Below are 19571 nucleotides of genomic sequence, written 5' to 3'. Positions count from 1 at the left end.
TCGCGAACACCGTACGCCGCGAACACCGTTCGTCAAGCTAGGGTCGGCGCGTGCCCCCGGGACCCCGCACCCGCCCGGCGAAGACCGCCCTCAGCCGCGAGGCGGTGGTCGCCGCGGCGCTGCGCGTCGTCGACGAGGTGGGCTACGAGGCCGCGAGCATGCGGCGGGTGGCGGCGGAGCTCGAGACCGGGCCGGCGTCGCTCTACGTCTACGTCGCCGACCGCCGCGAGCTGATGGAGGCGGTGCACGACCTCGCCCTGGCCGACGTCGCGCTCCCGACCGGCGCCGACGGCGACTGGCGCGCCCGCCTCGAGCTGCTGATCGACCGCATGGTCGCGGCGCTCGCCGCGCACGCCGACATCGCGATGGCGGCGATCGCCGGGGTGCCGCTGGGTCCGCACTCGCTGCGGGTCAACGAGGAGGTGCTGCGCCTGCTGCGGGTCGGCGGCATCGACGACGCCGCCTGCGCCTGGGCCGCCGACCTCCTCGGGCAGTACGTGGCCTCCTCGGCGCTGGAGCAGGCGGCGTGGCGCCGCGAGCAGCGCGAGATCGCCGACCCGGGCCGGGCGACGACCGAGGCGATGGGCGCCGCGTTCGCGGGTCGCATCGACGCTGTCTACGCCGCCCTGGATCCCGCGGAGTTCCCGACGATCGTGGCTCTGCGGCCCCTGTTGACCGGCGGCGGGGGCGACGCGCGGGCGTCGTGGAAGCTGCGGGTGATCGTCGACGGCCTGCTGGCCCAGGGGTAGCCGCGCGCCGCGGCGGGCGGGTGCCCATCATGGGCGCCATGACGCTGCTGGCTGCGCTCCTCGAGGGAGGCCTCGACGATCCCGAGGCGATCCGCATCGGAGACACGTCGATGTCCGGCCCGGAGCTGCTCGGAGCGGCCTCGGTGGTCGCCGACCAGATCGTCGACCGGCCCGCCGAGGGCCCGGTCGCGGTGCTCGCCGAGCCGACGGCGCACGCGATCGTCGCGATGGTCGGCGGCCTGCTCGCCGGCACCCCCGTCGTCCCGGTGCCCCCGGACGTCGGCTCCGGCGAGCGCGCGCACCTGCTGGCCGACTCCGGGGCGTCCCTCTGGATCGGGGAGCGGCCGACGGACGTCACCCTGCCGGTGCGCAAGGTCGACCTGAGCCGCCGCAGTGGCGACGTCGCCCGCGAGGCCCCGCACGACGGCCCGGCCCTGGTGCTCTACACGTCGGGGACCACCGGCGCACCGAAGGGCGTGCTGCTCTCGCGGACGGCGATGGCGGCAGGACTCGACGGTCTCGCCGACGCGTGGGAGTGGACCGCCGAGGACACCCTCGCCCACGGCCTGCCCCTGTTCCACGTCCACGGGCTGGTCCTCGGCGTCTTCGGCGCGCTGCGGCTCGGGTCGCGGCTGGTCCACGTCGGACGTCCCCGCCCCGACCTCTACGCCTCGGCGGTGCGCGACCACGGCGCCACCCTGCTGTTCGGGGTGCCGACGATCTGGTCGCGGATCGCCGCCGACCCGGCCGCCGCCGAGGTGCTGCGCTCCGCCCGGCTGCTCGTCTCCGGCAGCGCGCCCCTGCCCGTCCCGGTGTTCGAGAAGCTGCGCGAGCTCACCGGCCAGGCGCCCGTCGAGCGCTACGGCATGAGCGAAACGATGATCACCTTGTCCGTCCGTGCCGACGGCGAACGCCGCCCCGGGTGGGTGGGGGTGCCCGTCGCGGGCGTCGAGACCCGGCTCGTGTCCACCGACGAGGAGACCGACGGCGAGCTCCTCCCGCACGACGGCGAATCCATCGGCGAGCTGCAGGTCCGCGGCCCCGGCCTCTTCACCGGCTACCTCGGGCGACCGGAGGCCACGGCGGAGACGTGGACGAAGGACCGCTGGTTCCGCACGGGCGACGCCGCGGTGATCGACGCCGGCGGGTATCACCGGATCGTCGGCCGCCGCTCGGTCGACCTGATCAAGACCGGCGGCTACCGGGTCGGCGCCGGCGAGATCGAGACCGCGCTCCTCGAGCACGACGGCATCCGCGAGGCCGCGGTGGTCGGCGAGCCCGACGACGACCTGGGCCAGCGGATCGTCGCCCATGTCGTGCTCGCCGGCGAGCCGGTGGACCCCGACGAGATCATCGCCTTCGTCGCCGAGCGCCTGTCGGCCCACAAGCGCCCGCGCGAGGTCCGCGTCGTCGACGCCCTGCCCCGCAACGCCATGGGCAAGGTGCAGAAGGCGCGCCTGTCCATGTGAGCACTTTCCGCCCCCAACAGGGGCGGGAAGTGCTCACCTGGAGCGGCGGACGCGCAGGACGGCGTCGTAGAGGAACCGTGGCCGCCCGTCGGGCTGGACCGCGTCGCGACCCCGGCGCTCGGCCACCTCGATCGTCCAGCCCTCGATCGCGTCGCCGAGTTCGGTGACCAGCTCCTCGGCGGTGGCGAACATGTCGTGCGGATGGTCGTGTTCCGCCTCGGGGGGCATGCCCTCCGGATCGTGGCCGACGAGCAGCAGCGTGCCGCCCGGAGCCACGGCACGGGCGATCGCGCGGTAGAGGCGGGGCCGCACGGCGCCGGGGAGCTGCATGAAGTGGGCGGTGACGAGGTCGTGGGGGCCCGGCAGCTCCTCGGCGAAGAGGTCGACCGGCATCGTCGTCACCCGGTCGGCGACGCCCTCGGCCTCGGCACGGGCGGCGACCCGACCGAGGGCGACCTGCGAGACGTCGATCGCGGTGACCCGCCAGCCCTGCTGCGCCAGCCAGATCGCGTCCCCGCCCTCGCCGCTGCCGACGTCGAGCGCGGATCCGGGTGCGAGGTCGGCGACCTCCTGGACGAGGACGGCGTTCGGGGCGCCGCTCCAGATCTGCTCGCTGCCGCGGTAGCGCTCGTCCCAGAACGCGGCGGTGTACTGCTCGTGGGTGGTCATGCGACGGCTCCCTCGCGGTGGCGGGCGACGGCCCGGGCGGTGTCCTCGACGACGAGATCGGCGTTGATGCGGGCGCCGGCGAGCGTGCCGGCGGCCGCGGCGGCGACGACCTGGGCGGACAGGTCGCCGACGTTGCCCGCGATCCAGACCCCGGGCACGGCGGTCTGCCCCGTGACGTCCTCGGCCGCGGCGTAGCGCCCGCCCCAGGGGTGGTCGGCGACCGGGACGCCCAGGTCCTCGAGGACCGCGCTGCGCGCGACGAAGCGCGGGGCGAGGGCCAGCGCGGTGCGGGGCAGGACGCGTCCGCTCGCGAGGCGCACGCCGGAAAGACGGTCGTCGGTGATCTCCAGGCCCGTCACCTCCTCGTCGACGACGGGGATGCCGAGGGCGGCGAGCTCCTCGGCCTCCTCGGCGGTGGGCTCCGGGGCGTGGTGGCGCAGGTAGACGAGGTCGGCGGTCAGCTGCCGGAAGAGCTTCACCTGGTGCAGGCTCCCCGGCCCGGTGCCGAGCACGGCCAGCGGCTGGTCGCGCACCTCCCAGCCGTGGCAGTACGGGCAGTGGAGCACGTCGCGGCCCCAGAGCTCGCGCACGCCGGGCAGGTCGGGCAGCTCGTCGACCAGGCCGGTGGCGACGAGCAGGCGCCGCGCGTGCAGCGTCTCCCCGTCGACGGTGTCGACGGCGAACAGGTCGCCGACGCGCCGGGCGGCGACGGCGGTGCCGGGGCGCACGCGGCCACCGTAGGACTCCACCTCCGCGCGCCCGAGACGCACGAGCTCGGCGGGCGGCAGGCCGTCGCGGGTGAGGAAGGCGTGCACCCCGGCGGCGGGGGCGTTGCGGGGCTCGCCGGCGTCGAGCACGAGCACCGAGCGGCGGGAGCGGGCGAGGGTCAGCGCACCGGACAGGCCGGCCGCGCCACCTCCGAGGACCAGGGTGTCGAGGGGTTCGTCGTTCATGCTCACGAGCCTGCTCCGCGCCGCCCCGCACGACGAGGATTCTTGCCAGAATGGCAAACGTGACAACTGACGACGTGCTCGACGGGCTGGGCGCACGGCTGGCGACCCGCCGACGGCGGGAGGGTCTGGGGCTCGCCGAGCTGGGCGAGCGCACCGGGATCTCGGTCAGCACCCTCTCCCGGCTCGAGACCGGCGGCCGGCGGGCCACGCTCGAGCTGCTGCTGCCGCTGGCGACGGTCTACGGCACCGGGCTCGACGAGCTCGTCGGGCTGCGCGAGGCCACGCCGGCCCGGGATGCGCCGGTCTCGCGCAGCGAGGACACCGTCATCTACCGCCTCTCCCGCAGCCCCGGTCAGCCCGCGGCCTACAAGTTCGTCTTCTCGCCCGCGCGCCACACCCCGCCCGACGAGCTCCCCGTCCACCAGGGCTGGGAGTGGGTCTACGTGCTCGCCGGCCGGCTCCGCGTGATCAACGGCGACGACGACCTCGTGCTGCGCCCGGGCGAGGCGACCGAGGTCGACACCCGGCGTCCGCACTGGCTCGGCACCACCGGTGAGGGGCCGGTCGAGGTCCTCGCGCTCTTCGGGCGCCAGGGCGAGCGCGTCCACATGCGCGTGTGAGCTCCGCTCGTGTGCGCCCTTTCGGGTGTTCTGACACGGTCAAGCGCTCCCGACGCCGCAGGCCAAAGGTGGGGTGTCGCACGGTGGAGAAGCGGTCGGGCGTGACGGTTCTACGATCCCGGGCATGACCTCAGGTGCGACAGAGCTCGACGAGAGCCCCGAGGAGCTGACGCTGGCCGGGGAGTTCGACGACCCCACCCGCGCGCAGTGGCGCGAGCTCGTCGCCGGCGTGCTGGCGAAGTCGGGCCGTGAGGTGACGCCCGAGGAGGCCGAGGCCGCGCTGGCCACGGTGACCGACGACGGCATCACGATCGCCGGGCTCTACGCCGCCGAGGACGCCCCGGGCGTCGACATCGGGGTCCCCGGCCTGTCGCCGTTCGTGCGCGGCGCCCGCCCCGAGGGGCAGGTCGCCGACGGGTGGCTCGTGCGCCAACGGCACGCGTTCCCCGCCGACGTCGAGGTCGCCGAGGCCCACGACGTCCTCATGGCCGAGCTGGAGAACGGCGTCTCGTCGCTCTGGCTCGTGCTCGGGGACGCCGGCGGGCCGCCGGTTGCGGCGCTCGACGGCCTGCTCGAGGGCGTGTTCGTCGACCTCGCGCCGATCGCCCTCGAGGCCGGCCGCGACACACCGGACGCCGCCGCGGCGCTGCTGCGCTTCGCCGAGCACGCCGGGGCCGGCGCGATCCCCGGCTCGCTCGGCTACGACCCGCTGCTGGACCGCACGCAGGGCGGGCCCGCGCTCGAGCAGCCGTTCCACGACGCCCTCGTCGAGCACGCGAGGACGGCCGCCGCGAACCACCCGCAGCTGCGCACCGTCGTCGCCGACGGCCTGCCCTACCACCGCGCCGGCGGTAGCGACGCCCAGGAACTCGGGGCCGCGCTGGCGGCGGGGGTGGCCGCTCTGCGCACGCTCACCGAGAGCCAGGAGAACGGTGGGGCGGGCCTGAGCACCGACGAGGCCTTCGCCCGCCTGGAGTTCCGCCTCGCCGCCACCGCCGACCAGTTCGCGACCCTGGCCAAGCTCCGGGCCGTGCGCCGCTGCTGGGACCGCATCGGCGACGTCAGCGGCGCGTCGGAGAGCAGCCGCGCGATGGCGCAGCACGCCGTCACGAGCCCCGCGATGATCACGCGCCGCGACCCCTGGGTGAACATGCTGCGAACCACCGTCGCCGCCGTCGGCGCGGGACTGGGCGGCGCCGCGGCCGTCACGGTGCTCCCCTTCGACAGCGAGCTGGGTCGTCCCGACGAGGCCGCCCGCCGCCTCGCGCGCAACACTCAGGCGCTGCTGCTCGAGGAGTCGCACCTCGCGCACGTGATCGACCCAGCCGGCGGCTCCTGGTACGTGGAGTCGCTCACCGACGCGCTCGCCCACGCGGCCTGGGAGGAGTTCACGCGCATCGAGCGCGACGGCGGGATCGAGGCCGCGCTGGACGACGGGAGCCTCGCCGCCCGCCTCGACGGGACCTGGCAGCAGCGCGCGGCGCGCATCGCCCGCCGCCAGGACCCGATCACCGGCGTCAGCGAGTTCCCGAACCTCCACGAGGAGCTCCCGCGCCGCGCCCCGCGCCCCGACACCCACGGCGAGGGCGGCCTGCCGCGGCGCCGCTACGCCGAGGTGTTCGAGACGCTCCGGGACCGGGCGGACGCGAGCGACACGAGGCCCACCGTCTTCCTCGCCACCATCGGGAAGCTCGCCGAGTACACCGTGCGGGTGTCGTTCACCGCCAACCTGCTGGGCGCCGGCGGCATCGAGACCGCCGAGGGCCCCGGCGGCACGGACCCGACGGAGATCGCGAACGCGTTCCGTGAGGCCGGCACCCCGGTCGCGGTGATCGCGTCGTCGGACAAGAACTACGACCGGTACGCCGCCGACGTCGCGGCCGCCCTGCGCGAGGCGGGTGCCACGCGCATCCTGCTGGCGGGGAAGAAGGACGTGGACGGCGTGGACGGCACGCTCTACGCCGGCTGCGACGCGGCCGCCGTCCTGCGCGACACGCTCGACGAGCTGGAGGGTCAGCGATGAGCATCCCGAACTTCGGCGACGTCGAGCTCGGCGCGCCGCAGGCACCCTCGGAGGACTGGGAGGCCGCGCTCGAGGCCTCGACCGGCAAGGGCGCCGAGGACCTCGTCTGGGAGACCCCCGAGGGCATCGGGGTCAAGCCGCTCTACACCGACGCCGACCTCGAGGGCCTCGACTTCCTGCGCACCTACCCGGGCATCACGCCCTACCTGCGCGGGCCGTACCCGACGATGTACGTGACGCAGCCCTGGACGGTGCGCCAGTACGCCGGGTTCTCGACGGCCGCGGAGTCCAACGCCTTCTACCGGCGCAACCTCGCCGCCGGGCAGAAGGGCCTGTCGGTCGCGTTCGACCTGCCGACCCACCGCGGCTACGACTCCGACAACCCCCGCGTCTCCGGCGACGTCGGCATGGCCGGGGTGTCGATCGACTCGATCCTCGATATGCGCCAGCTCTTCGACGGCATCCCGCTGGACCGCATGTCGGTGTCGATGACCATGAACGGGGCCGTGCTCCCGGTGATGGCGCTCTACGTCGCCGCGGCCGAGGAGCAGGGGGTGTCGACGGACCAGCTCGCCGGGACCATCCAGAACGACATCCTCAAGGAGTTCATGGTCCGCAACACCTACATCTACCCGCCCAAGCCGTCGATGCAGATCATCTCCGACATCTTCAGCTACACCAGCGAGAAGATGCCGAAGTTCAACTCGATCTCCATCTCCGGCTATCACATCCAGGAGGCCGGGGCCTCGGCCGACCTGGAGCTGGCCTACACGCTGGCCGACGGGGTGGAGTACCTGCGGGCGGGTCAGCAGGCCGGTCTGGACGTCGACACGTTCGCGCCGAGGCTGTCCTTCTTCTGGGGCATCGGCATGAACTACTTCATGGAGATCGCCAAGCTCCGCGCGGCGCGGCTGCTGTGGGCGAAGCTCGTGGCGTCGTTCGGCGCGACCAACCCGAAGTCGCTCTCGCTGCGCACGCACAGCCAGACCAGCGGCTGGTCGCTCACCGCCCAGGACGTCTACAACAACGTCGTCCGCACCTGCGTCGAGGCGATGGCCGCGACGCAGGGGCACACCCAGTCGCTGCACACGAACGCCCTCGACGAGGCGCTGGCGCTACCCACCGACTTCTCCGCGCGCATCGCCCGCAACACCCAGCTGCTCCTGCAGCAGGAGTCCGGGACCACGCGCACCGTCGACCCCTGGGGTGGCTCGGCCTACGTCGAGCGCCTGACCCGCGAGCTCGCCGGCCGTGCGTGGGCCCACATCCAGGAGGTCGAGTCCACCGGCGGCATGGCCCAGGCGATCGACGAGGGCCTGCCCAAGATGCGCATCGAGGAGGCCGCGGCCCGCACCCAGGCGCGCATCGACTCCGGGCGCCAGCCGCTGATCGGCGTCAACAAGTACCCGCTGACCTCGGGCGAGGACGTCGACGTCCTCAAGGTCGACAACGCCGACGTGCTGCGCCAGCAGGTCGAGCGGCTCAAGCAGCTGCGCGAGGACCGCGACGACGACGCCGTGCGTTCCTCGTTGCAGGCCCTGACCGACGCGGCCCGGGCCGCCGACGAGGGCACGCGCGAGAGCGGCCTCGACGGCAACCTGCTCAAGCTCGCCATCGACGCCGCGCGGGCGAAAGCCAGTGTCGGGGAGATCTCCGACGCACTCGAGGAGGTCTACGGCCGGCACCGCTCGGACGTCCGGACGATCTCCGGGGTCTACCGTGACGAGGTGGGCGAGAACTCCGCCGTCGAGCAGGCCAGGCAGGCTGCGCAGGCGTTCGAGGAGGCCGAGGGCCGCCGGCCCCGCATCCTCGTCGCGAAGATGGGCCAGGACGGGCACGACCGCGGGCAGAAGGTCATCGCCACCGCGTTCGCCGACCTCGGTTTCGACGTCGACGTGGGCCCGCTGTTCCAGACCCCGGGCGAGGTCGCACGCCAGGCCGTCGAGTCCGACGTGCACGTCGTCGGCGTCTCGTCGCTCGCCGCCGGCCACCTCTCGCTCGTGCCCGCGCTCCGCGACGAGCTCGCCGAGGCCGGGGCCGGGGAGATCCTGATCGTCGCCGGCGGCGTCATCCCGCCCGGTGATCACCAGGAGCTGCTCGACAAGGGCGCCGCGGCGATCTTCGGCCCGGGCACGGTGATCGCCGAGGCGGCCACGCAGCTCCTGGAGACCCTGTCGCAGCGGCTGGGGCACAGCACGTCCTGATGGATCTGGACAAGTACGTCGACGGCGTCCGGTCCGGCTCGCGGCTCTGGATCGGGCGGGCGATCACGCTCGTCGAGTCGACGCGCCCCGACCACCGGGAGGCGGCTCAGGAGCTGCTCGTCGAGCTGCTGCCGCACGCCGGCGGGGCGCGCCGGATCGGCATCTCCGGGGTGCCCGGCGTCGGGAAGTCGACGTTCATCGGCGCGCTCGGGTCGTCGCTCACCGCTGCGGGGTCGAAGGTGGCGGTGCTGGCCGTCGATCCGTCCTCGACGCGGTCCGGCGGCTCGATCCTCGGCGACAAGACGCGGATGAACGAGCTCGCAGGAGACGACAACGCCTTCATCCGCCCGTCGCCCACCGCCGGGACGCTCGGCGGGGTGGCGAAGGCGACGCGCGAGACGATGGTCGTGATGGAGGCGGCGGGCTACGACGTCGTCATCGTCGAGACGGTCGGCGTCGGGCAGTCCGAGACGACCGTCGCGCAGATGGTCGACTCGTTCCTCTTCCTCACCCTCGCCCGCACCGGCGACTCCCTACAGGGCATCAAGCGCGGCATCCTCGAGATCGCCGACGTGATCGCGGTGAACAAGGCCGACGGTCCCCACGCCCGGGAGGCGAAGCGCGCGGCCCGGGAGCTCGAGCAGGCGCTCGCGATGCTCCGTGGGGAGCGCGAGACGTGGAAGGTCCCGGTCCTGACCTGCAGCGCCGCCGAGCGCACGGGGCTCGACGACGTCTGGGCGGCGCTCGTGCGCCACCAGGAGCACCTGGAAGCCGAGGGCGGCCTCGCCGAGAAGCGCGCCCGTCAGCAGGTGGACTGGACCTGGCAGATGGTGCGTGACCGCGTGCTCGGGCGCCTAAAGGACCATCCCGAGGTCAAGGAGATGCGCAGCGAGCTCGAGCGCGAGGTCCAGGCCGGCGAGCTGACCCCGGCCCTCGCCGCCGACCGCATCCTCGAGGCGTTCCTCGGCTCGCGCGGCTGACCCCGGCACCCTGCGGGCGAGATGCTTCGGAAACCGAAGCGTTCCCCGGCGAGGTGGCCGACCCCGAGCGGGTAGAACGTGCTCATGAGCGAGGAGCCCGCCGGCGGTCAGAATCCCCTCTGGAGCCTCGTCTCCGGACTGCGCGGGATGGCGGACAACGTCGTGCGGGCCGCCGGCGCGGCGAACCCGCTGGGCGAGCTGCCCGCCCTGCCCGACATCGCCACCCACCCGGGCGCGATGTCCGCCGCGCAGCTCGGGGCGATCCGCACGGCGCTGCAGGCCCAGCGCGACGCCGTCGCCGCGATGCAGAGCCAGCTCGTCGCGTTCGACCAGCAGCTCCAGGTGCTCCAGCGCCTGCTCGTGCCGCTGGCGGAGTGGAGCGAGACCTGGGCGCGCCTCGAGGCCCGGGTGGTCCCCGGGACGATGCCGGACGACCGGTGAGCGCCGAGCCGATGCTCCCGGACCCGGCGGCGCCCGGCCTGCACGACGTCATGCCGGCGGTGCTCGCCGGACTCGGCGCCGGCCCCACCGTGCCCGGGCTGGCGCTGCCCGAGGCGCGCGCGACAGGGCTCCTGCTCATCGACGGGCTCGGTCACGCCCAGCTGCGCGAGCACGCGCGCGACGCCCCGTTCCTCGCGGGGCTGCCGGAGCACGGCCCGCTGCCGGTCGGCTTCCCGTCCAGCACCCCGATCAGCCTGACGACCCTCGGCACCGGGCTGCCGCCGGGCGCCCACGGCACCCTCGGCGTCCGGTTCCGGGTCGACGACCTCCTGCTCGACGCGCTGACCTGGACCGCCGACGGCAAGGACGCGCGCGACCAGCTCGTGCCCGAGGTCGTGCAGCCGCACCCCACGGCGTTCGAGCGGGCCGTCGCGCAGGAGATCGGGGCCACCGTCGTCTCGCACCGGGCCTTCCGTCAGTCGGGGCTGACCCGCTCGGCCCTGCGCGGTGCGGACTACCGCGGCGTCGGGGCGCTCGGCGACCTCGCCGCCGAGATGATCGAGGCCCTGCGCCGTCCCGGGCGCCAACTCGTCTACGGCTACCACGCGGACCTCGACCAGCTCGGGCACCTCCACGGCCCGGGGTCGCTCGCCTGGCGGTTCCAGCTGCGCCAGCTCGACCACCTCGTCGAGCAGCTCGTCACCGAGCTCCCGGCCGACGCGCTGCTCGCCGTGACCGCCGACCACGGGATGGTGACCGTGGACCGCACGCACGACGCCGACACCGACCCGGACCTGCTCGGAGGCGTCGCCCTCGTCGGCGGCGACCCCCGCGCCCGCCTCGTCTACGCCCGCCCGGGCGCGGCCGACGACGTCCTGGACGCATGGCGCGGGGTGCTCGGTGACGACGCGTGGATCCGCTCCGGCGCCGAGGCCGTCGAGCAGGACTGGTTCGGGCCGCTCGACCACGCGCTGCGGGCGCGGGTGCCGGACGCCGTGGTCGCCCTGCGGGGCACGGCCGCGGTCGTGCGCACGGAGGAGGAACCCCTGCTCTCGCGCCTGCCGGGCCAGCACGGGTCGCTGACCCCCGAGGAGCGGTACGTGCCGCTCCTAGTTGCTGATGGCCGGTGACGCCCCGACGAAGCGGTCGTCGGTGAGCTGACCGACGAGGAACGCCGCGACGTCGGTGCGTGCCATCGGCGCCCCGACGTCGCCGCCGAGGAACCCGGCGCGCAGGGTGCCGTTGGGCGGGATGTCGATCGGCGCGGTGATCCGTGCGAGCGTCCAGTCCAGCTCGGAGGTGGTGACGACCTCGCTGATCCCCTGGATCTCGCGCAGCGCGCCGGGGATGAGCAGGCCGATCCCGACGGGCACGAGCCGGTCGATCAGTCCCGGGCGGTCGCGGGGGTCGGGGACGCTGACGGTCGCGAGGGCGATGAGGCGCCGGACGCCGCTCTCGTGCATCGCGGCGACGATCGTCCGCGTCGCCTCGGTGAGCGGGCCGCTGCGCAGGAACGGGTCGATGGCCGGACCGAGTGCGCTGATCACGGCGTCCGCGCCGTCGACGGCCTTGCGGATCGCGGGGGCGTCGTCCAGCTCGGCGACGATCACCTCGAGGTGGTCGTCCTCGATCGTGAGCTTCGCGGGGGAGCGCACCAGCGCGCGGACGTGGTGACCGGCCTCGAGCAGCTGCTCCACGACGAGATGGCCGATCTTGCCGGTCGCGCCGAACACCGTGACGTCCATGGAGGCGGGTACCCGCGCCCCGGCGGCCCGGGGCGTGGGCGCGCTCACACGGATCAGGGCGACGTCCCGACCCCGCGCGACAGCGTCGGCCACAGCGCGTCCGAGCCCCCGGCCGCGAGAGTGCGCCCCAGCCTGATGGCCCACGCCCGCTCGCCACCCCACTCGTCGCGCCACGACCACAGCCGCCGGGTGAGGACGCCGAGGGCGAACTCGCGGGTCACGCCCATGGCGCCGGTCGCCTGGTGGGCCGCGGCGGCGACGAGCCCGGCGGCCTCCGACGCCACGGCAGCCGCGGCCGCTGCGTCCAGCGCGGCGGGCTCCCCGTGCTCGCCGGCGCCCATCGCGGCCGCGCGCGCGGCCATCGCCGCCATCTCGGCCTGCTCGGCGAGGCGGACGAGGTGGTCGGCGACGGCCGGGAACCGCGACACCGGGCGCCCGAACTGCACGCGCTCGCCGGTGTAGGCGACGGTCAGGTCGCGGACGCGGTGTGCCGCGCCGGCGATCAGGGCCGCGCGGGCGAGCGCCCCGCGTCGGGCGAGCGCCTCGCGGGCGTCGGGCGGGGCCGGCGCGAGGGTCTCGGGGACGACGCCGTCGAGGTCCACGGCGTCGCGGGGCTCGCCGGCGAGGTTGCGGCCGGGGGTGATCGACGCCGCGGCCGGGTCGACGACGGCGACGACGAGGCCGCCGGCGGGGTCGTCGGCGAGCAGGACGATCCGGTGGGCCCGCCGCGCCCACGCCACCCGCTCCAGGCGCCCCACGAGCGCCCCGTGCCGCAGGGCGACGGGGCCGACGCCCGTGGTCAGCGGCCCGTCGGGCAGCACGAGGGCCGCGTGCGCGAGCAGGCGGCCGGCGAGCAGGCCGGTCTCGGCGAGCGGCACGGGGGCGGCGGCCGCGCCGATCTCCTCGAGAACCGCGCACGCCTGCGCCACCGACCCGCCGGCGCCGCCCGCGTCCTCGGGCACCCCGACGGTGGTGAAGCCGCCGGCGTGCAGCGGGTCCCACACCCCGGGGGCCCAGCCGTCGCGCTCGGCGTCCTCGAGCGCGGCGGGGGTGCACCGGTCGGCGAGCACGTCCGCGACGGCCTCGCGCACGGCGGTGACGTCGCTGAGCACCGTCATCGCGTCAGCGCCTTGGCCGCGATGCCGCGCAGCACCTCGGTGGTGCCGCCGCGCAGCGTCCACGTCGGCGCGTTGAGCACGCATTCGGCCAGCAGTCGCTCGAACATCGTCGGGCCCTCCGGATCGATCTCCCCGCCCGCGGCGTCGCGCAGGGTCTCGACCACCTGCTGCTCGAAGGTGGTGCCGACGTCCTTGACCAGCGCGGCCTCCACCGCAGGCGCCTCGCCCTGCTCCAGCGACCGGGCGACGGCGAGCGAGAGCTGGCGGATCGTCCACATCTGCGCGCCGATCCGCCCGATCGCGGCGGCCGTCGTGTCGTCGACGTCGTCGGCGGAGTCGTGGCAGACCTCGAGGAACGCCCGGTACACGCCGAGCACCGACAGGTAGCGGTCGGGTCCGGAGCGCTCGTGGGCGAGCTCGGCGGTCACCTGCGCCCAGCCCTTCCCGACCTCGCCGAGGACGCGCTCGTCGGGGACGAACACCCCGTCGAGCACCACCTCGTTGACGTGTTCCTCGCCATCGATGAGCGGGATCGGCGAGACGCGGACGCCGTCGGCGCCGAGGTCGACGATCAGCTGCGAGAGGCCCGCGTGGCGGTCGCCGGCCTCCGCCTCCGGGGTGGTGCGGCAGAGCACCACCGCGAAGTGGTTGAGGTGCGCGTTGGTGGTCCAGACCTTGGTGCCCGTGACCCGCCAGCCTCCGTCGACCCGTGTCGCCGTCGTGCGCACCGACGCGAGGTCCGAGCCGGCGTCGGGCTCGCTCATGCCGAGGGAGAACCAGCACTCGCCGGCCGCGATCCGGGGCAGGAACCAGCGGCGCTGCTCCTCGGTGCCGAAGCGCAGCAGGGCGGGCGCGGTCTGGCGCTCGGCGATCCAGTGCGCCGCGATCGGCGCGCCCGCCGCCAGCAGCTCCTCGACCACCACGAAGCGCCGCACGGTGCTCGCGCCGGCGCCGCCGTACTCGACCGGGATCGACATGCCGACCCAGCCCTGCTCGGCCAGCACCCGCGTGAACTCGGGGTCGTGGCGGCCGCCGAGCCCCAGGCCCGGGCGGAAGTCGGCGGGCAGGATCGCGGCGAGGAAGCTGCGCACCTCCTCGCGCAGCGCCTCCTCCCCGGGCGACAGCGCGGACGGAGCGAAGATCATCGGTCGGCCTCCCGGAGTGGCGCGCGGTCGCGCTGCCACCGTGCCGCACCGGAGGACCGGCGGCCACAGGTGCACCAGCCGCCGGGCAGGCGATCAGGCCCGGGCGCCGGGGTCGCCGTCGGGGATGACGACGCTCGTCGCCGTGCGGGCCGGAGCGCCGCGGGTGGACACGGTGTCGAGCACCTGGAAGTCCGCCCGCCACTCGCGGGGCGTGACGACGTTGCGCACGTAGCCCCGCCGGCGGTCGACGAAGCGGATGTGGGGGTTCTCGGCGAGCAGCGCGGCGTCGCCCGCCCCGCGCGCGCTGCCGTTCCCCCCGGAGCTGATCGAGGTGGTGACGAGCTCGGTGGCCACCACGCGCGACGACGGGTCGGTGAAGTCCGCCCGCACGTCGCAGGCGTGGGCGGCGTGGACGTCGCCGGTGAGGATCACGGGGTTGGGCGTGCGGGCCGCGACGAGGTGGTCGCGCAGGGCGTCGCGCTCGGCGGCGCAGTCGTCCCAGGAGTCCTCGTCCAGCCCGGTCGCCGGGCCGGCGGTGAGGTCGCGCGGGGAGAAGAAGACCTGCTGGCCGAGGGCGTTCCACCGCGCGGTCGGGCCGGCGAGGGCCGTCGTCAGCCACGCGCGCTGCTCGGCGCCGAGCATCGTGCGGGCGCGGTCGCGGGGGCGCTTCGGGTCCTGGTCGGTGCGGTACCGGCGGGTGTCGAGCAGGTGCAGGTCGAGGAGGTCGCCGAAGGTCAGCCGCCGGTGCATCCGCATCTCCGGGCCCTGCGGGCGCTGGGCTCGGCGCAGCGGCATGTGCTCCCAGAACGCCCGGTAGGCGTCGGCGCGCCGGGCCCGGAACACCGCGGGGTCGTTGTCGGGTTCGTCGTCGACCTGCGACACGTCGCCGGCCCAGTTGTTCTCCACGTCGTGGTCGTCGATCGTCACGGCCCAGGGGGCGGCGGCGTGTGCGGCCTGGAGGTCGGGGTCGCTGCGGTACTGCCCGTGGCGCAGGCGGTAGTCGGCGAGGGAGACGGCCTCGCGGGCCGGGAGGTGGGCGCGTCCGGGAACACCCACCGCGGCGCTCTCGTAGATGTAGTCGCCCAGCCAGGCGACGAGGTCGAGGTCGTCGCGGGCGATCGCCGCGTGGGCGTTGTAGTAGCCGTCGGGGCGGCTCTGGCAGCTCGCGATCGCGAACGCGAAGCGGTCGACCCGCGCTCCGGGTGCCGGAGCGGTCCGCGCCCGCCCGACCGGGCTGATCTCGGTGCCGACCCGGAACCGGTAGAAGTGCTCGGCCGCGGGGCGCAGGCCGGCGACCTCGACGTGCACGGCGTGGGCGTCCTCGGCCCGCGCCACCGCGCTGCCCCGTGCGAGCGGCGCCCGGAAGCCCGCGTCCGCCGCGACCTCCCACTCCACGAGCACCGGCCGGGACGGCATGCCGCCGAGGCCGTCGGGGGCGAGCGGGTCGGGGGCGAGGCGCGTCCAGAGCACGACCCCGTCGGGTGTCGGGTCGCCGGACGCCACCCCGAGCGTGAAGGGGGAGGCGGTGGTCGTCGGCGCGGTGGCGTCGGCGACCCAGGGGGCGCGGAGCGCGACCGCCGCACCCGTGAGCGCGACCGCGCCGCCGAGCAGCGTCCGGCGCGACACCCCCATGCAGCGTCCCCCTGCAGATCGGCCGTCCGGACGGAACGGGGGAGCGCCGATGGACCAGGCCTGTCCCCTGCCCACACCAACGGATGACCACCACCGGGCGGTTCGGACGTTCCGTCACCGGACTTTCGCGCTGTGTGACCACCTCTCACAGCTCGCGCACAGGAAGCACCCAGCGGAGGCCGACGGCCGGCTGACAGGCTGCGTGTCATGAACGCCGCCGCCCGTGCCGACCTGCGCCGAGCCGACGGCACGCCGGTCCGGGCGCTCGTCGTCGACGACGAACCGACGCTGGCCGAGCTGCTGTCGATGGCCCTGCGCTACGAGGGCTGGGACGTCCGCAGCGCCGGCGACGGGCTGGGCGCCGTGCGGCAGGGACGGGAGTTCCGTCCCGACGTGGTGGTCCTCGACGTGATGCTCCCGGACATCGACGGGTTCGAGGTGCTCCGCCGCCTGCGTGCCGACAGCCCCGACGTGCCGGTGCTCTTCCTGACCGCCCGCGACGCGGTCGAGGACCGGGTCGCCGGCATCACGGCCGGCGGCGACGACTACGTGACCAAGCCGTTCAGCCTCGAGGAGGTCGTCGCCCGCCTGCGCGGCCTGCTGCGGCGCGCGGCGGCCGCGACCGCCGTCCGCGGCGACGCGACCCTGGCCGTCGGCGACCTGACCCTCGACGAGGACAGCCACGAGGTCGCTCGCCACGGCGAGCCGGTCGAGCTCACCGCCACCGAGTTCGAGCTCCTGCGCTTCCTCATGCGCAACCCGCGCCGCGTGCTCTCGAAGGCCCAGATCCTCGACCGCGTCTGGAACTACGACTTCGGCGGGCAGTCGAACATCGTCGAGCTCTACATCTCCTACCTGCGCAAGAAGATCGACGCCGGACGCGCGCCGATGATCCACACCGTGCGCGGCGCGGGGTACGTGCTGAAGCCGGCCGCGGAGTGAGGGCGCCCGTCCGGCGGGTGCTCCGGCGTGTCCCGTCGCTGCAGAGCCGGCTGGTGGTGACGACGGTCCTGCTGCTGACCGTGGTCTTCCTCGTCGTCGGGATCGGGGCGGCGCTCTCGCTGCGCGGTTACCTCTACCGGCAGCTCGACGCGCAGGTCACGGAGATCGCCCGCTTCCGCAGCGACCCGCCGCCGGGTGACCCGGACCCCCGACCGCCACCGCCGGACGCGGGCGGCGGGTTCATCGGCGGTCCGGACCGGCCCGCCAACACCCTCGAGGTCACCGTCGACGACGGCCGGATCGTCCGCGCGGCGGTGCTCGGGCGCCGCGGCGCGAGCCGTCCGGTCGACCCCGCCCAGGCGGCGCCCGCGATCGCGATGACCCCGGGCCAGCCGCCGCGCACCGTCGATCTCGAGGGGCTCGGCACCTTCCGGCTGGGCGCCGCCGCGGGCGAGGACGGCACCGTCACCGTCGTCGGCCTGTCCACCGAGGCGCTGGAGAACACCGTCGGCGAGCTGGTGCTCCGCGAGGCGGTCATCTTCGGGATCGGCGTCGTGGTCGCCGGCGTGGCGGCGGCCGTCGCCACCCGGTGGACCCTGCGCCCGCTGCACCGCGTCTCGGCCACCGCGCGCCGGGTCTCGGAGCTGCCGCTGTCCTCGGGGGAGGTCGAGCTCGCCGACCGGGTGCCCGACGTCGACGCCGACCCGCGCTCCGAGGTCGGCCAGGTCGGTGCGGCGCTCAACCGGATGCTCGGCCACGTGGGCGCCGCCCTCGCCGCCCGGCAGGAGAGCGAGACCCGGCTGCGGCGCTTCGTCGCCGACGCCAGCCACGAGCTGCGCACCCCGCTCGCCGCTATCCGCGGGTACAACGAGCTCGCCGCGCGCCACGCCGACGAGCTGCCGGGCGAGGTCGCGGGCCTGCTCGAGCGGATGGGGTCGCAGACCGTGCGGATGACCGCGCTGGTCGAGGACCTGCTGCTGCTCGCCCGCCTCGACGCCGGTCGGCCCCTGGCGCGCGAGCGCGTCGACCTCGCCCGGGTCGTCGTCGACGCCGTCACCGACGCCCACGCCGCGGCCGGCGAGCACCGCTGGGCGTTGGACCTGGTGGGCGGGGAGGACGGCGGAGGGGACGAGGACGAGGACGCCGTCCTGCCCGAGGTCGTCGGCGACCCCGAGCGGCTGCACCAGGTCGTCGCCAACCTGCTCGCCAACGCCCGCACGCACACGCCGCCGGGCACGCACGTCACCGTCGGCCTGCACCCCGCGACCGGCGACGACGGACGCGCCGTGGTGCGGCTCTCGGTCGCCGACGACGGCCCCGGCATCCCCGCCGACCTGCTGCCCCGAGTCGCCGAGCGCTTCGCCCGCGGCGACTCGGGGCGGGCGCGCACCACCGGCAGCACGGGCCTCGGGCTCTCGATCGTGTCCGCGGTGGTGGGCGAGCACGGCGGCACCCTGCGGATCACCAGTCGCCCGGGCGAGACGCGGTTCGTCGTCGACCTGCCCGCGGCGGGCGGGACGCCCGACGGTGCTCCCGTCGACCCCGGCGTCCGCCTATCCTCCCGGCCATGAGCGAGCCGGCGTCCGACGACCAGACGCCCGACGAGCAGGGCGCGAACGCACCGTCCCGTCCTCCGGCCGTCCCCGCGGAGCCGCCGCCGATCCGCGCGTCCGACGCCGAGCGGGAGCAGGTCGCGGAGGTCGTGCGGACCGCGGTCGCCGACGGGCGGTTGACGATGGTCGAGGGCGACGAGCGCCTGCGCGACGCCTACGCCGCGATCTTCCGGCGGGACCTCGCGCCGATCACCGCCGACCTCGGGCCCGTCGACGCCGCGCCGGGCACCGACGCCTCGGTGCGGCGGCCGCTGGGGCGGCTCGACCGGCCCTCGTCGACGGCCTCGGTGGCCGTGCTCTCGGGCACGCAGAAGCGTGGCGAGTGGACCCCGGGGCTCACCCACCGGGTGTTCGCGTTCTGGGGCGGTGCCGAGCTGTCCTTCCGCGACGCGCGCCTCGACGACGCCGGGCTCGCGATCGGCGCCATCGCGATCATGGGCGGCATCAGCCTCGACCTGCGCGGCGTCCCGGCCGGCGTCGAGGTGACGATCCAGGCCGTCGCGATCATGGGCGGCATCGACGTCACCGTCGACCCCGACACCACGGTGATCGAGGACGGCTTCGGCTTCATGGGCGGGTTCGAGGACGGCTCGGGCGTGCCGCGACGCGCCGACGGCCCCCGCGTACGCGTGACGGGCCTCGCGCTGATGGGCGGGGTGTCGGTGTCCCGCAAGCCGCCGGCCCTCGAGGGCGGCGACGACCGGTCCGCGCTCGAGAGCTGAGCCGCTCCTCCGGCACTGCCGTGCCAGCCCTGCGTCCACGCTGGCGTTGAACGTCAGGATCGCCACATCCTCGCCGGCGCGACACGCCGTGGGCCGGCCGCGAGCCTCAGCGCCGGAAGCGCTGGGCGACCTGGTCGGCGACGTCGGCCACGGCCCGCGCCGCGGTCCCGGTGGCGTCGCTCGCCGCCTGGCCCGCCTTTTCGGCGAGCTCGCCGGCCTTCTCCTCCGCCTTCTCGGCGGCCAGGCCCGCCTTGTCCGAGAAGGACCCGGCCTCGATCGTCGCGTCGGGGCCCGGGCTCACGATCGTCTCCTCGCCGGAGTCGAACCGGACGCGGTAGGGCGGACCGTCCTCCCCGAGCACCGCGACCACGGTGCCGACCCTGTCGGGGACGTCGGTGTGGTTGGAGTGCATGCGGATGCGGTCGCCCACGGACGCGCTCACGGGGTTCTCCTCCTGCTCGGAACCTGCTCGGACGGTGCCTCCCGGCCAGGTACCCCGAGATGCGCGAAGGGCACCTCCAGCCGCCTTGAGCGGCCGAAGGTGCC

Annotated in this window: 18 protein-coding genes; 11 read left to right on the top strand and 7 right to left on the bottom strand. The window is 75.2% G+C overall.

Annotated elements, in window-relative coordinates; all coding sequences use genetic code 11:
- Window positions 1-50 precede the first annotated feature (50 nt).
- Together PH189_RS17200 and PH189_RS17195 are read left to right on the top strand one after the other, a co-directional pair.
- A complete protein-coding gene (locus tag PH189_RS17200) occupies window positions 51-749 on the top strand; it encodes a TetR/AcrR family transcriptional regulator (protein ID WP_274190029.1) in 699 nt (232 codons plus the stop codon).
- A 38-nt stretch (window positions 750-787) separates the two neighbouring features.
- The gene (locus tag PH189_RS17195; RefSeq protein ID WP_274190028.1) at window positions 788-2218 is read left to right on the top strand and encodes an acyl-CoA synthetase; all 1431 of its coding nucleotides are present in this window, start codon (window positions 788-790) and stop codon (window positions 2216-2218) included.
- A 33-nt stretch (window positions 2219-2251) separates the two neighbouring features.
- On the opposite strand, the gene PH189_RS17190 is transcribed toward PH189_RS17195, so the two are convergent.
- Both PH189_RS17190 and PH189_RS17185 read right to left on the bottom strand, forming a co-directional pair.
- Window positions 2252-2887, bottom strand: a complete 636-nt coding sequence (locus PH189_RS17190; protein ID WP_274190027.1) for an SAM-dependent methyltransferase — start codon at window positions 2885-2887, stop codon at window positions 2252-2254.
- Window positions 2884-3840, bottom strand: coding sequence for an NAD(P)/FAD-dependent oxidoreductase (locus tag PH189_RS17185; RefSeq protein ID WP_274190026.1), 957 nt, complete (start codon window positions 3838-3840; stop codon window positions 2884-2886). The genes PH189_RS17190 and PH189_RS17185 overlap by 4 nt, the downstream gene beginning before the upstream one ends.
- Before the next feature lie 50 nt (window positions 3841-3890).
- Here PH189_RS17185 and PH189_RS17180 point away from each other — a divergent pair, with 50 nt between their 5' ends.
- The 6 genes from PH189_RS17180 (at window position 3891) to PH189_RS17155 (ending at window position 11238) form a co-directional block, all read left to right on the top strand.
- On the top strand, window positions 3891-4460 hold the full coding sequence (locus tag PH189_RS17180; protein ID WP_274190025.1) for a helix-turn-helix transcriptional regulator: 570 nt from the start codon (window positions 3891-3893) through the stop codon (window positions 4458-4460).
- Window positions 4461-4584: 124 nt separating this feature from the next.
- The gene (locus PH189_RS17175; RefSeq protein WP_274190024.1) at window positions 4585-6483 is read left to right on the top strand and encodes a methylmalonyl-CoA mutase family protein; all 1899 of its coding nucleotides are present in this window, start codon (window positions 4585-4587) and stop codon (window positions 6481-6483) included.
- Window positions 6480-8687 carry a methylmalonyl-CoA mutase gene (gene scpA, locus PH189_RS17170; protein ID WP_274190023.1) on the top strand — a complete coding sequence of 736 codons (2208 nt, stop codon included), beginning with the start codon at window positions 6480-6482 and terminating at the stop codon, window positions 8685-8687. The genes PH189_RS17175 and scpA overlap by 4 nt, the downstream gene beginning before the upstream one ends.
- A complete protein-coding gene (gene meaB, locus PH189_RS17165) occupies window positions 8687-9667 on the top strand; it encodes a methylmalonyl Co-A mutase-associated GTPase MeaB (protein ID WP_274190022.1) in 981 nt (326 codons plus the stop codon). Before scpA ends, meaB begins: the two co-directional genes overlap by 1 nt.
- An 84-nt stretch (window positions 9668-9751) precedes the next feature.
- The gene (locus PH189_RS17160; RefSeq protein WP_274190021.1) at window positions 9752-10108 is read left to right on the top strand and encodes a hypothetical protein; all 357 of its coding nucleotides are present in this window, start codon (window positions 9752-9754) and stop codon (window positions 10106-10108) included.
- An 11-nt stretch (window positions 10109-10119) separates the two neighbouring features.
- Complete coding sequence (locus tag PH189_RS17155; RefSeq protein WP_274190090.1) at window positions 10120-11238, top strand: alkaline phosphatase family protein; 1119 nt, start codon at window positions 10120-10122, stop codon at window positions 11236-11238.
- On the opposite strand, the gene PH189_RS17150 is transcribed toward PH189_RS17155, so the two are convergent.
- From PH189_RS17150 to PH189_RS17135, 4 genes are all read right to left on the bottom strand, one after another.
- Window positions 11218-11901: an NAD(P)-dependent oxidoreductase gene (locus tag PH189_RS17150; RefSeq protein WP_274190020.1), complete on the bottom strand. Its 684-nt coding sequence runs from the start codon at window positions 11899-11901 to the stop codon at window positions 11218-11220. The genes PH189_RS17155 and PH189_RS17150 overlap by 21 nt on opposite strands.
- Window positions 11902-11906: 5 nt before the next feature.
- Entirely contained in the window at window positions 11907-12971 is a 1065-nt protein-coding gene (locus tag PH189_RS17145; RefSeq protein WP_274190019.1) for an acyl-CoA dehydrogenase family protein, read from the bottom strand.
- Window positions 12968-14116: an acyl-CoA dehydrogenase family protein gene (locus tag PH189_RS17140; RefSeq protein WP_274190018.1), complete on the bottom strand. Its 1149-nt coding sequence runs from the start codon at window positions 14114-14116 to the stop codon at window positions 12968-12970. The genes PH189_RS17145 and PH189_RS17140 overlap by 4 nt, the downstream gene beginning before the upstream one ends.
- A 93-nt stretch (window positions 14117-14209) precedes the next feature.
- Window positions 14210-15748, bottom strand: a complete 1539-nt coding sequence (locus PH189_RS17135) for an alkaline phosphatase D family protein (protein WP_274190017.1) — start codon at window positions 15746-15748, stop codon at window positions 14210-14212.
- Window positions 15749-15955: 207 nt separating this feature from the next.
- Here PH189_RS17135 and PH189_RS17130 point away from each other — a divergent pair, with 207 nt between their 5' ends.
- From PH189_RS17130 to PH189_RS17120, 3 genes are read left to right on the top strand one after another with little or no spacing between them, the layout of a single operon-like run.
- A complete protein-coding gene (locus PH189_RS17130; RefSeq protein WP_274190016.1) occupies window positions 15956-16690 on the top strand; it encodes a response regulator transcription factor in 735 nt (244 codons plus the stop codon).
- Between the two features lie 17 nt (window positions 16691-16707).
- The gene (locus PH189_RS17125) at window positions 16708-18261 is read left to right on the top strand and encodes a sensor histidine kinase (RefSeq protein WP_274190015.1); all 1554 of its coding nucleotides are present in this window, start codon (window positions 16708-16710) and stop codon (window positions 18259-18261) included.
- Entirely contained in the window at window positions 18258-19025 is a 768-nt protein-coding gene (locus PH189_RS17120; RefSeq protein ID WP_274190014.1) for a DUF1707 SHOCT-like domain-containing protein, read from the top strand. Before PH189_RS17125 ends, PH189_RS17120 begins: the two co-directional genes overlap by 4 nt.
- Window positions 19026-19131: 106 nt before the next feature.
- Here PH189_RS17120 and PH189_RS17115 read toward each other — a convergent pair whose 3' ends face one another.
- Entirely contained in the window at window positions 19132-19467 is a 336-nt protein-coding gene (locus PH189_RS17115) for a DUF1918 domain-containing protein (protein ID WP_274190013.1), read from the bottom strand.
- Between the last annotated feature and the right edge of the window lie 104 nt (window positions 19468-19571).

The sequence above is a fragment of the Actinomycetospora chibensis genome (assembly GCF_028737215.1).
GTDB lineage: Bacteria > Actinomycetota > Actinomycetes > Mycobacteriales > Pseudonocardiaceae > Actinomycetospora > Actinomycetospora chibensis.
Note: the sequence above shows the minus strand (reverse complement) of the source record. Positions and strands in the feature narration are given on the sequence as shown.